The organism is Xanthomonas sp. NCPPB 3959, assembly GCF_056675575.1.
Window position 1 is genome coordinate 25599 of sequence record NZ_JBWWVR010000010.1, and the last position, 13230, is coordinate 38828.

Annotated in this window: 6 protein-coding genes; 4 read left to right on the plus strand and 2 right to left on the minus strand. The window is 66.7% G+C overall.

Annotated features, from left to right (window positions below):
* Positions 1-295 precede the first annotated feature (295 nt).
* From AC1KVG_RS13000 to AC1KVG_RS13010, 3 genes are all read left to right on the plus strand, one after another.
* Complete coding sequence (locus tag AC1KVG_RS13000) at positions 296-8980, plus strand: glycoside hydrolase family 94 protein (RefSeq protein WP_481094668.1); 8685 nt, start codon at positions 296-298, stop codon at positions 8978-8980.
* Positions 8977-9198 carry a hypothetical protein gene (locus AC1KVG_RS13005; RefSeq protein WP_006450685.1) on the plus strand — a complete coding sequence of 74 codons (222 nt, stop codon included), beginning with the start codon at positions 8977-8979 and terminating at the stop codon, positions 9196-9198. The genes AC1KVG_RS13000 and AC1KVG_RS13005 overlap by 4 nt, the downstream gene beginning before the upstream one ends.
* Before the next feature lie 465 nt (positions 9199-9663).
* A complete protein-coding gene (locus AC1KVG_RS13010; RefSeq protein ID WP_481094669.1) occupies positions 9664-10611 on the plus strand; it encodes a LysR family transcriptional regulator in 948 nt (315 codons plus the stop codon).
* Positions 10612-10740: 129 nt separating this feature from the next.
* On the opposite strand, the gene AC1KVG_RS13015 is transcribed toward AC1KVG_RS13010, so the two are convergent.
* Together AC1KVG_RS13015 and AC1KVG_RS13020 are read right to left on the minus strand one after the other, a co-directional pair.
* Positions 10741-11355 (minus strand): FMN-dependent NADH-azoreductase, encoded by a 615-nt coding sequence (locus AC1KVG_RS13015; RefSeq protein WP_481094670.1) that lies wholly within the window; start codon positions 11353-11355, stop codon positions 10741-10743.
* Positions 11356-11605: 250 nt separating this feature from the next.
* Positions 11606-12496: a pirin family protein gene (locus AC1KVG_RS13020; RefSeq protein WP_481094671.1), complete on the minus strand. Its 891-nt coding sequence runs from the start codon at positions 12494-12496 to the stop codon at positions 11606-11608.
* Positions 12497-12781: 285 nt separating this feature from the next.
* On the opposite strand from AC1KVG_RS13020, the gene AC1KVG_RS13025 reads away from it, so the two are divergent.
* Positions 12782-13126 (plus strand): hypothetical protein, encoded by a 345-nt coding sequence (locus tag AC1KVG_RS13025; protein ID WP_006452222.1) that lies wholly within the window; start codon positions 12782-12784, stop codon positions 13124-13126.
* The last annotated feature ends 104 nt before the right edge of the window (positions 13127-13230 follow it).

The following is a 13230-nucleotide window of genomic DNA, read 5'->3' on the forward strand; positions in this document are numbered from 1 at the left end:
GCGTGTTGCGTGCGGTTGCCGCAGAACCACCGGCGCGAAAAACGAATCGCAGCTGCAGCACTGGCCGCATCTTCAACCGGCGATCATCGTCGCCAGTACACAGCTTTTTGCGCCGCCTGGGTGAACGCAGGCGTGCGGTCTTCCATCACCCATCTCGGCGCGCAGCGCGCGTGAGGCGTGCGTCGATCAGCGAACGACTGCAACGCGTCCGCATTGCTGCCTTCACATGCCACGCAGGGCAAGCGCGCATGATCGTCGCCTCTAGCGGCTCTTATGCTGCACAGGTTATGTCTCCATGCCGCCACAGCGGAAGGCTTCTGCGTTTTCTCTCTGGTGGCAGTCGATTACCCAACCAGCAGCAACCCTGCAGCATCCGTCGGTGCGGGATGCAGTGCCTGAAGGCGCCGCCTTGTTTGGCGACGAGCAGATGGAGGCGCTGGGGCACAGCCTGGCACAGGCGCATGTGCTCTACACCGGGCCAACCCGCGAACTGCTGTTGTCGCAACTCAAGTTCAACGAACGCGCACTCGGCACGGCCGCAGCGCGATTGACCGAAATGTCGGCCGATGGCTTGCGCCTGCATCCGGCCGGCGAGTGGTTGCTGGACAACTATTATCTGGTCGAAGAACAGATGCGCCTGGCGCGTCAACATCTTCCGCCCGGTTACAGCCGGCAATTGCCGCGTCTGCGCACGCCCACCTCGGTTGGCCTGCCGCGCGTCTACGAGCTGGGCCTGGAGGTGGTGGCGCATGGCGACGGGCGCGTGGATACGATCACGCTGAGCCGTTTCATTGCAGCCTATCAACAGGTGGCGCCACTCAAACTCGGCGAGCTGTGGGCGATTCCGATCATGTTACGGCTGGCGCTGATCGACAACCTGCGCCGCATTGCCGAAGACATCATGCACGATGGCCGCGACACCCGCCTGGCCGCGCATTGGGCCGCGTTGCTCAACGCCACGGCGGCGGCGCAACCCAAGGACGTGGTGGTGGTGGTGGCCGATATGGCGCGCTCGCAGCCGCCGGCCACCGGTGCGTTCGTGGCCGAGTTGACGCGCGGCATCCAGGGCCGCGGGCCGGTGTTGTCGATGGCCAGCGCCTGGGTGGAGCAATGGCTGGCAAGCGAAGGCCACAGTGTGGAAGGCCTGGTGCATGCCGAGAGCCAACGCCAGGCCGCCGAACAGGTGGCGATCAGCAACAGCATCGGCAGCCTGCGGTTTCTGGACCAGATGGATTGGCGCGACTTCGTCGAGGCCATGAGCGTGGTAGAGCAGATCCTGCGCAAGGATCCGGCCGACGTCTACGCACGCATGGATTTCCACACCCGCGATAGCTACCGGCATGTGGTGGAGCATCTGGCGCAGCGCCTGGACCGCGACGAGCCTGCGGTGGCCGAGTGCGTCCTGCGCCTGGCCGCGCAGCCGGGCTCCGATGCACCGGTAGCCAGCCACGTGGGCTACTACCTGGTGGATACCGGATTGCCGCTGCTGCGGAGCGCGCTGCGCGACCCAGCCGCACCCGGCACACCGAAACCACCGAAACCACCACGCCCACGCGCGCGACGCGTTGCGCTGCCGGTGTACCTGCTGCCGATCGCCGTGATCGCCGTGCTGTGGAGCGGTGTATTGCTGCAGGGCGTGAGCGCATTGCCGCCGGCGCTGTGGTGGATCACCGCCGGCATCGCGCTGCTGGCCGCCAGCGAGTTGGGCATCGCCCTGGTCAACTGGGTGGCCACGCTATGGGTGCGCCCGCATCCGTTGCCACGCATGGACCTGAGCCTGGGCATTCCACCCGATTGCCGCACGCTGGTGGTGATGCCGAGCATGCTGGCCAGCCCCGAGGCCATCGACGAGCTGGTCGACGCGTTGGAGGTGCATTACCTGGCCAACCGCGACGAACAGCTGTACTTCGCACTGCTCACCGATTTTCTCGATGCCGCGCAAGCGCTGTTGCCTGGCGACATGGCATTGGTGGCGCATGCGGCGCAGCACATCCACCGGCTCAACGCGGCCTATGCCGATGCGCACGGCGATCGCTTCTTCCTGCTGCATCGCGCACGCCAGTGGAACGCGGGCGAAGGCTGCTGGATGGGCGCAGAGCGCAAGCGCGGCAAGCTGGAAGCGCTCAACCGCCTGTTGTGCGCGGGCGATGCGCCGCTGCAGGCAGCCCACGAATTCCTGCAGGTGCAAGGCGATGTCGCCGCGCTGGTGCAGGTGCGCTATGTGATCACGCTCGATAGCGACACCCACCTGCCGCGCGATGCGGCACGCGCGCTGGTCGGGGCGATGTCGCATCCGTTGAATGTGCCGCGCATGGATGCGGCCGGGCAGATCGTCGAGGCCGGTTACGGCATCCTGCAGCCCGGCCTGGGCACCGGCATGAGCGAGGGCGGCGAATCGCGCTTTGCGCGCATGTTCGGCATCGAGCCGGGCATCGACCCGTACACCCGCGTGGTGTCGGACGTGTATCAGGATCTGTTCGGCGAAGGCTCCTTCATCGGCAAGGGCATCTATGCGGTGGCCACCTTCGAGCAGGTGCTGGCCGGCCGCTTCCCCGACAACCGCGTGCTCAGCCATGACCTGCTGGAAGGCTGCTATGTGCGCGCCGGGTTGCTCAGCGACGTGCGTCTGTACGAGCGCCACCCGCAGCGCTACGCCACCGATGCCAAGCGCCGCGCGCGCTGGGTGCGTGGCGACTGGCAGTTGTTGCCGTGGCTGCTGCCGTGGGTGCCCGACCGCGGTGGCCGGCGCGCGCGCAATCCGTTGTCGTGGTTGTCGCGCGGCAAGCTGCTGGACAACCTGCGCCGCAGCCTGGTGGCCCCGGCGGCGTTTGCATTGTTGCTGATCGGCTGGCTGTGCTCGCCCACTCCCTTACGCTGGACGCTATGGCTGCTGGTGTTGTGGCTATTGCCGGGTCTGTGTTCGGCGGTGTATGCGCTGGCGCATCCGCCCGAGGGTTTGGGGTTGCGTCATCACGCGCGCCAGGTCGGGATGGGGCTGCGTCAGCACCTGCTGCGCACCGGCGTGGTGCTGGCCTGCCTGCCGTTCGAGGCGGGGCTGCAGCTGGCGGCCATCGCGCGCACGCTGGTGCGGATGTCGATCACCCAGCGCCACCTGCTGCAGTGGGCACCGTCCAGCGAAGTGGAGCGCAGCGCGCGCAGCGGCAATGCCGAACAACAGCTGATGGCCGGCGCCGCCTGCAGTGCGGCGCTGGTGGTCGCCGCAGTGACATGGTGGGCACCGTTGGCGTTGTGGACGGCGCTGCCGCTGGGGCTGGCGTGGATGGGCGCGCCGTGGCTGATGGCCTGGCTGGGCGAGCAGCCCGCCGCGCCGGTGGCGCAGCTGTCGCAGGAACAACGCGATTTCCTTGGCGGATTGTCGCGGCGCACCTGGGCGTTTTTCGAAAGCCATTGCACTGCGCAACACCACTGGCTGCCGCCGGACAACGTGCAGGAATACCCGGTCACGGTGGTGGCCAACCGCACCTCGCCGACCAATATCGGGCTAGGCCTGCTGGCCAATCTGGCGGCCTACGATCTGGGCTACCTGACGGTGGCCGGCGTGATGAGCCGCGTGGCCAATACGCTGACCACGCTGGAAGCGCTGCCGCGTTATCGCGGCCATTTCTACAACTGGTACGACACCGAGACGCTGGTGCCGCTGGTGCCGCGTTACGTCTCCACCGTCGACAGCGGCAACCTGGTCGGGCATCTGTTGACGCTGCGGCAAGGGCTGCTGGCGCTGGTGGATGCGCCGGCCGTCTCGATGGCGGTGTTCGATGGGCTGGCCGATACCCTGAGCGTGCTCACCCTGCAGGCGCAGCCGCGCAGCGACGCCGCCACCGCCGCACTGAGCGCCATGACGCACAGCGTGCAGGCGATCCGCAACCAACCCACGCCAAGCCAGCAGCAGGCCGATGAAGCGCTGCGCCTGCTGCTGGCGCAGAGCCACACCATCCTGGCCTCGATGCCGAGCGGTGGCGAGGACGAGGACGAGGAACCGTGGCCGCAACGCCTGGTGAGCAGTTGCGAGGCGGCGTTGGCCGAATTGGGCCATTGCGCACCGGCGCTTGCCAGCACCGATCCACACCCGGCAGAACATCCCGGCGATGCAGTCGTCACGCTGCGCCAGCTCGCCAACGGCAGCAACGCACCGAGCGTGCAGACCTGGGCCGCCAAGCGCGTGCTGGAGCTGCAACGGCTTGCGCATATCGCCGGGCAACTGGCGCAGATGGACTACGACTTCCTCTATAGCCCCGCCCAGCAGTTGCTCTCGATTGGGTACAACGTCGACGACCATCGTCTGGATAGCGGCCGTTACGATCTGCTCGCTTCCGAGGCACGCTTAGGCATCTTCGTGGCAATCGCCCAGGGCAAGCTGCCGCAGGAGAGCTGGTTCGCGCTCGGGCGCACGCTCACCGATACCGGCGCCGAGCCAACGCTGCTGTCGTGGAGCGGCTCGATGTTCGAATACCTGATGCCGGATCTGGTGATGCCCAGCTACCCGCAGACACTGCTGAGCCGCTCGATGCGCGGCGCGGTGCAGGCGCAGATCCGCTATGGCGCGGCGCGCGCGGTGCCGTGGGGCGTCTCCGAATCGGGCTACAACACGGTCGATACGCGGCGCAATTATCAGTACCGCGCCTTCGGTGTGCCCGGGCTCGGGCTCAAGCGCGGGCTGGGCCAGGATCTGGTGATCGCCCCGTATGCCAGCGCGATGGCATTGATGGTCGAACCGGATGCGGCCTGCCGCAATCTGCAGCAGCTGCAGACGCTGGGATTCGACGGGCGTTTCGGCTTGTACGAAGCGATCGACTACACGCCCTCGCGCGTGCCGCGTGGCGAACAACACGCGCTGGTGCGCTCGTTCATGTCGCATCACCAGGGCATGGCGCTGCTGGCGCTGGACCACGTGTTGCGCGATGCGCCGATGCAAAAACGCTTTGTCGCCGACCCGCAATTCCAGGCCACGTTATTGCTGTTGCAGGAGCGCGCACCGCGTGCCGGCGTCTACGTCAAAGGCCTGGTCGAAGCAGCCGAGCGCCCGGTGGCCACCGAGGCGGGTATGGCGTTGCGTATCCATCGCGACCCCAACCTGCCGCAGCCGGCGTTGCAACTGCTCTCCAACGGGCGTTACCACGGCATGCTGACCTCGGCCGGTGGCGGCTACAGCCGCGCGCGCGACATGGCGGTGACGCGTTGGCGCGAAGACGGCACCCGCGACCACTGGGGCACGTTCTGCTATCTGCGCGATGTGGACAGCGGCGCGGTGTGGTCGGCCGCGCATCAACCGACCTGCGTGCCGGTGGAGCGTTACGAAGCGATCTTTTCCGACGCCAAGGCCGAGTTCAAGGGCAGCCACCAGCGCTACGACAGCCATCTGGAAATCGCCATTTCAGCCGAGGACGATGTGGAGCTGCGCCGGCTGCGCATCCGCAACCGGTCGCGGCAGACGCGGGTGATCGAAATCACCACCTACGCCGAAGTGGTGCTGGCACCGGCGCAGGCCGACGAGGCGCATCCGGCTTTCAGCAATCTGTTCGTGCAGACCGAAATCCTGGCCGACAAACAGGCGCTGTTGTGCACGCGGCGCCCGCGCGGGCACGACGAAGCGCAGCCGTGGATGCTGCATCTGGTGGCAGTACACGATGCCGATGTGGCGACGATCTCCTATGAGACCGACCGCGCCGCATTCGTCGGGCGCGGGCGCAGCACCCGCAATCCGCTGGCCTTGCACGCACACGCGCACGCCAGCCTGTCCGGCGCGGCCGGCTCGGTGCTGGACCCGATCGTGGCGATCCGCTGCCGCATTTCGCTGGCGCCGGATCAACAGGCGCAGGTGGACATGGTCTACGGCGTCGGCACCCAACGCGAGGCCTGCACCGCCTTGATCGACAAGTACCGCGACCGCCGTCTGGCCGACCGCGTGTTCGATCTGGCGCTGACCCAGAGCCAGGTCATCCGCCGGCAGATCAACGCCTCGCTGGAAGACGCCATGCTCTACGAGCGGCTGGCCGCACGCGTGCTGTTCGTCGACCCGCAACTGCGCGCCGACAACGAGGTGTTGCTGCACAACCATCGTGGTCAGTCGGCACTGTGGAGTCATGCCATCTCCGGCGACCTGCCGATCGTGCTGTTGCGCATCACCGACCCGGACAATCTGGACCTGGTGCGCCAGCTGGTGCAGGCGCACGCGTACTGGCGCCTGAAAGGCCTGCGTGCGGATCTGGTGATCTGGAACGAAAGCCAGGCCGGCTATCGCCAGCAATTGCAGGACGCCATCCTGGGCCTGATCGCCGCCGACCCCGAGGCCAATGTGCTCGACCGCCCCGGCGGCATCTTCGTGCGCGCCATCGAACACATCTCGCAGGAAGACCGCGTGCTGCTGCAGACCGTGGCACGGGCGATTCTGAGCGATGCCAACGGCACGCTGGATGCGCAACTGCAGCGCCACCCCAGCGCGCGTGCGCACCCGCCGTTGCTGGAGCCGATCCGGCAACCGGACAGCGCCGATGAATTGGCCAGCACGCATGCCGCCTACCTGGACAAGACCCTGCAGGCTGCCGCCGAAGAGCCGATGCTGTTCGACAACGGCCTGGGGGCCTTCGCCGCCGACGGCCGCGAATACCGCATCACCCTGGACGAAGGCGTCGCAACACCAGCGCCGTGGTGCAACGTGATGGCCAATGCGCAGTTCGGCAGCGTGGTCAGCGACAGCAGCCCCGGCTATAGCTGGGCCGAAAACGCGCACGAATTCCGGCTCACGCCATGGCATAACGACCCGGTCGGCGATGCCTCCAGCGAGGCGTTCTACCTGCGCGACGAAGACACCGGGCAGGTGTGGTCGCCGATGGCGCTGCCATGCCGCGGCAGTGGCCGCTACACGGTGCGCCACGGCTTCGGCTACAGCGTCTACAGCCATATCGAACACGGCATCGGCACCGAGCTGTGGGTGTTCGTGGATGTGGAGCGGCCGATCAAGTTCAGCCATCTGCGGCTGAAGAATCTTTCCGGCCGTCCACGCCGGCTCAGCGTCACCGGCTACGTGGAATGGGTGCTGGGCGACATCCGCACGCGCTCGCAACTGCATGTGGTCAGCGAGGTCGACCTGGGCAGCAGCGTGCTCACCGCGCGCAACCCGTACAACACCGAGTTCGACGGCCGCGTGGCGTTCTTCGATGCCGATGCACCCAACCGCAGCATCACCGCCGACCGCAATGAATTCCTCGGGCGCAATGGCAGCCTGGCCGCACCTGCCGCGCTCACGCGGCAGCGTTTGTCCGGGCGCGTGGGTGCCGGCCTGGACCCATGCGCGGCGATCCAGATCCCTGTGACGCTGGCAGCCGAACAAAGCTTCGAAACGGTATTCCGCCTGGGCGCCGCGGTCGATCGCGAGAGCGCACTGACACTGGCGCGCCAGAGTCGTGGCGTTGCCGCAGCGCACACCGCACTGCTGGCAGTGCGCGCACACTGGCAGCAGATTCTGGGCACCGTGCAGGTGACCACACCCGACCCGGCGGTGGATCTGCTGGCCAATGGCTGGCTGCTCTACCAGACCATCGCCTGCCGCTTCCTGGCACGCAGCGGTTATTACCAGTCCGGTGGCGCGTATGGCTTCCGCGACCAGCTGCAGGACAGCATGGCGATGGTGCACGCGCAGCCGGCGCTCACCCGCGCCCACCTGCTGCGCTGCGCCGCGCATCAGTTCGTGCAGGGCGATGTGCAGCATTGGTGGCACCCGCCGCAAGACCGCGGCGTGCGCACGCAGTGCTCGGACGATTTTCTGTGGTTGCCGCAGGCGCTGTGCCGCTATCTGGACGTCACCAACGACGCCAGCGTGCTCGACGAGCGCGTCAGCTTTATCGACGGGCGCGCACTCAAGCCCGAGGAAGAATCGTATTACGACCTGCCCCACATCACTGGCAACGTGCAGTCGCTGTACGCGCACGGCGTGCTCGCCCTGCAACGCGGCATGGCACGCCTGGGCGAACGCGGCCTGCCACTGATCGGCAGCGGCGACTGGAACGACGGCATGAACCGGGTCGGCAAGGACGGCAAGGGCGAGAGCGTGTGGCTGGGCTTTTTCCTTTACGACACACTGCTGCGGTTCGCAGACGTGGCGGTGCAGCGCGACGATGGCGCATTCGCAGCGACCTGCCGTGCGCATGCACACGCCTTGCGCACCGCGCTGGAACAGCATGCCTGGGATGGACGCTGGTACCGGCGTGCCTGGTTCGACGACGGCACACCGCTGGGCTCGAGCGATTCGGACGAATGCCGCATCGATTCGCTATCGCAGAGTTGGGCAGTGTTGTCCGGCGCGATGGACCCGGCGCGCAGTGCACAGGCGATGGAGGCGATGCGTCAGCAACTGGTGGATGCCGAGACCGGCATCGTCAAGCTGCTGGTGCCGCCGTTCGATCACACCGAACACGATCCCGGCTATATCCGTGGTTATGTGCCCGGCGTGCGCGAAAACGGCGGCCAGTACACGCATGCCGCGGTGTGGGCGACGATGGCCTTCGCGCATCTGGGCGACAGCGCGCGGGCCTGGCAACTGGCCGGCATGATCAACCCGATCCACCACGCCCGCGCCGCGGCAGGCGTGCAGCGCTACAAGGCCGAACCCTATGTGCTGGCGGCCGATGTCTATGCGGTGGCGCCACACGCCGGCCGCGGCGGCTGGAGCTGGTACACCGGCGCGGCCGGCTGGATGTACCGGCTGCTGACCGAATCGCTACTCGGCCTGCAACGCCATGGCGAGCGCATGCGCATCGTGCCGTGCATCCCGGCCAGCTGGCCGGAGTACCAGCTGCGCTATCGCTTCGGCAGCAGTACCTACGTCATCGACGTCACCCAGCGCCCCGGTGTCGAAGCCCGGTTGGAGATCGATGGAGTGATGCAAGCCGAGCTTGCTTTCACTCTGATTGACGACGGTGCGGTCCACGCTGTCGCCCTGGACTGGCCGGGAGACGCGACATGAGCATGCGCACACGCACCCACACCAATCACCAGCTCTCCGACCTGGGCAAGATGTTGTCGGTGTGGCCGCAGCGGGTACGCGACCCCAGCCAGTTCTGGCCGCAATTCGATGCCTTGGCCAAAGACATTCTCGATGAAGCGGCCGACGCCGATCTGCAGCGCGTGCAGCGTCGCCTGCGGCAGCTGCTGCACCGCCACGGGCTGACGCGCACGCAATAAGCGCGCGGACACCGATTTGAGTCGTAGAGGCGTCTGGATACAGTCAAAAGCTGAGCTAGTCGAGGGCGCGGTGCCCTCACCGCTCGCGGGACACGCCGTGAATCCGTCCCTGGAGGCTCAGTGGCGGCATCCATGCCGCCACATGGGCCCGCAATCGGCGAGGACACCGCACCAGAAAGTTGGTCGGCTGCTTGAAAACATGCACACCGACCATCTCCACTGGTCCTTGCCCGCCCACCGTCGTGGGACCTTACGCGGCATGGATGCCGCGTAAGAGCCTACACGGACGTACTTGCGGCGTGTCCCGCGACGGTGGGCGGGCAAGGGCCCTGCAGCAAATCCGCAGGCATGACGCGCTTTACTGCCGGTGCACCTGATTACCGCAGACAGCACTCGACGCCGCCATGATCGACGACGCGCAGTCGCCACGCTTAGACTCCGCGTTTACACGCGCCAAGGCCGCCGGTGATCGATCTCAATGACATCGCGTTGTATGTGCAGGTCGTGCGTAGCGGCAGCTTTGCCGAAGCCGCGCGCAGGCTGGGCACTGCACCCAACAGCGTGAGCCGGCGCGTGCAACAGCTGGAGGCGCAACTGGACACGCGCCTGATGCAGCGCTCCACCCGCAAGCTCACCCTCACCGACGCCGGGCAAGCATTCTTTGAACGTTGCGCCGATGCGGTAGACGGGCTGACCTCGGCCGGGCAGAGCCTGGTGGCCGGTGGCGACGAAGCAGCCGGTTTGGTGCGCGTGGCGGCGCCAGCGGATTTTCTGGATTTTTTTCGCGTCGAATGGGTCGGCGAATTTCTCGCCGCGCATCCGCGCGTGCGCCTGGAATTCGTGCTCAGCGATGGCAAGGCCGACCTGATCGCCGAGCGTATCGATGTGGCCTTCCGCGGCGGTGTGGTGACGGATCTGGGCTATGTCGGCCGCCAGATCCTGGCCGACACCAACGATGTACTGGTGGCCAGCCCCGGCTACCTGCAGGCGCGCGGCAGGCCGTTGCGGCTGGACGACTTGCCGCAGCACGACTGCATCAGTTTTCCGCATCCAAGCGGCTATGCCACCTGGACGCTGGTCGGCCCGTCCGGGCTTGCCGAAGACGTCCAGGTGCAGGCGCGCATGGCCGCCACCACCGCCCGCGCGCTGCGGCTTGCGGCGGTGGCCGGGCTCGGAATCGCCTTGTTGCCGCAGGCACTCACCTGGCCGGATATCGACGAAGGCCGCCTGACCGTGGTGCTGCCGGATTTTCAACGCAAGGGCCAGAGCCTGTACGCGCTCTACCCGAGCCGACACCATCAGCCACGTGCGGTCTCGGCGTTTATTCGGGCCGTGACGACGCGATTGAATGGGCCTGAATGCAAAGAAGTGGCTGGCTTGGCAAACAGCGCCGCGATGCCCGGCGTGCGGTGATTGTCGTGATAACGCATTGCATCGAGCGGCACGCTGTCCGCTCGATGCAGTCTCGCCACGTTTGAATGATCGGCACCGGGCAAACCAGCGCAGTTCATGCCGCTGGACACGCCTCAGCCGCGACGCCACTCAGGCAGCAAGCGCATCGATCTGCTGCTGGGCGCTGGCGATACCCGCCTGGCGGGCGTCTGCGCCAGTGGCCAGGCCTTCGGCCACGATCACTTCCGGCGCGTGCACGCCAACAAAGCCCAGCGCGGTGCGCATGTAGGTTTCGGCATGCTCCAGCGACGCCATCGGCGAGCCGGCGCCATAGAAGCCGCCACGCGCCACCAGCAGAATCACCCGCTTGTTGCCGGCCAGCCCCTCGGGCACGCCTTGCGCGTTGTAGCGGAAGGTCTTGCCGGCCACCAGCACGCGATCGATCCACGCCTTGAGCTGGGTCGGGATGGTGAAGTTGTACAGCGCCACACCGATCACCACGGTGTCGGCGTCCAGAAATTCCTGCAGCACCGTTGCACTGGTGGCCAGTTCGGCCGCCAGTTCCGGGCTCTGGTCGCCGGTGGGATTCTGCTGGGCCGCCAGATGCGCGCCGGACAGATGCGCCAGCGGCTCGGCGGACAGATCGCGGTAAGTCACTGCGACATCGCTGTGGCCGGACTGCAACTTGGCGACCGTGGCCGCCGACAGCTGACGGCTGGCCGAATAACCACCGAGGATGCTGGAATCGAGATGGAGCAGTTTCATGATGAAGCCTCTGATTGTGTGGGGGTGCGTGGCACTGCCACGACGTTGGAGATGCGACCGAGCACGCACACGTGTGCGTGTCGGCGGGTGAAATACATGAGGGTGCGCTGCCGGTTGCCCTGCTACCGGTCTGCGCGTGTGCGTTGCGCTTGTCGGTGCTGTAGTGCTTCTCGGTACTGCATCGCGCAGGCAGGCAGACAAGGCGTAGGCGAAAAACACTGGGCGGGCGTGTGCAGCGCCCGCCGCAGACTCAGGCCAGACGGCCCTGAGCGCGCAACTGCTCGCCGATGCGGCGGATCTCCGCCTCGCCTTGCGCCAGTGCGGCCTTGCTGGTGTGCACCGAGTAGTGGCCCATCACCAGCTCATGCGGATGCTTGACCGCCGAGCCCAGCACAAAGGAGCTCGCACCTACCGACACCACCTCGATCGCCTGCTCGGCATCCTTGAACACCGCCATCTGGCCACTGCCGATGGTCTCGGCCGCTTCCAGCTGGCCACCATGCACTGCGATCCAGGCCACGGTGTGTCCGGCCGGCGGCACATAGCGCCAGCGCTCGCCATCTTGCAGCTGCACGCTCAGGTAGGTCATGTCGGCCGGTGCCGGGATCCTGCTTTCCAGCGCACCGTAGCGGCCCAGCAGCACCCGCACCGGGCCGGCCACCGGCACATCGTCGGGCGACAGATACAGGCTCTGCGCCGGGGCGTTTTCTTCGGCCGCCGGCAGCGCAACCCACAGCTGAAAGCCCTTGGCCGAGGACTGGCCCACCGGCACACCGTCGTGCCAGACGCCATTGCCGGCGCGCATCCATTCCACACCGCCGGTGGGCAGGGTGCCCTGCTTGCCGGTGCTGTCTTCGTAGCCGACTTCGCCTTCCATCAGATAGGTCAGCGTGGCGATGCCCGAATGCGGATGCATGCCCATCGGCGCGCCACCGATCGACGGCTTGACGGTGAACAGGTCCAGGAACACGAACGGCTTGACCAGCTGGCCCAGGTCGCCCGGGCTCATCAACCGGGTGATCGGACCGCGGGTGGTGCCGTGGGTGCGAAACACCACCGGACGCGGCGGGGCAATGGCCTGCGCGCCGGGCTCGCGCTGCGGCTGCTGGTCGGCGTAGACGGTGGCCAGTTGTGCGTTCATGACGGATCCCTTTGCGGTGGTGGAGCAAGCTGCCCCGGTGATGCAAAGAGTAGAGACGCGCCCATTGATCGACTAGCCGGAAGATTTGTAGTGGAGTCGTCCATATTTAGAAGTAATCGCAAGCTACTGAACCATCTGCGTCACGCAAGAGGGCCTCAGCCCTGCGTCCCGGACCGCGGCAGGGCATGCCACGCCTGGCATCGCGATGCGTGCGGCCGGAAGTCTTCATGCCACGCCAACAACGCTTTCTTCACGCTTGCGGCATTCTTCCGCTGGAGCTCCTCGATGATTCGCACCCTCGCCCCGCTCGCTGCCGTGTTGCTGCTCTCGGCCTGTGCCTCCAACCAGCTCGTGCAGGTGCAGCCCATCGACGGGGTCATCTCCGGCCAGTGCCATATCGACAAGGTGCGTGGCGCGGTGGGCCTGGCCGCGGCGGCACAGACCATCGAACGTGCGCGCGTGGACAGCGACAGCCTGCAGGTCAGCGTGCGTCGTGGCGAACGTGCCACCGGCGGCACCACCGCCAGCGGCCTGGCCGATCCGGCCCAGGGCGCCAGCGAAAGCGGTGGCGATCACCTCACTGTCGAGACCGGCCCGAACAACAACATCACTGCGATTTATTGCGGCTGAGCGTTTCCGTTGTCTTGGAGCGACTGACAAACCGTAGCAAGCCGCCGTCAGCTGGTCAGCCGAGGGCACGGTGTCCTCACCGCTCACGGGACACGCCGTGAATC

Coding starts and splice junctions, on each gene's coding strand:
- AC1KVG_RS13015 (WP_481094670.1), bottom strand. CDS start 11,355: ATGAAACTGCTCCATCTCGATTCCAGCATCCTCGGTGGTTATTCGGCC.
- AC1KVG_RS13000 (WP_481094668.1), top strand. CDS start 296: ATGCCGCCACAGCGGAAGGCTTCTGCGTTTTCTCTCTGGTGGCAGTCG.
- AC1KVG_RS13005 (WP_006450685.1), top strand. CDS start 8,977: ATGAGCATGCGCACACGCACCCACACCAATCACCAGCTCTCCGACCTG.
- AC1KVG_RS13020 (WP_481094671.1), bottom strand. CDS start 12,496: ATGAACGCACAACTGGCCACCGTCTACGCCGACCAGCAGCCGCAGCGC.
- AC1KVG_RS13025 (WP_006452222.1), top strand. CDS start 12,782: ATGATTCGCACCCTCGCCCCGCTCGCTGCCGTGTTGCTGCTCTCGGCC.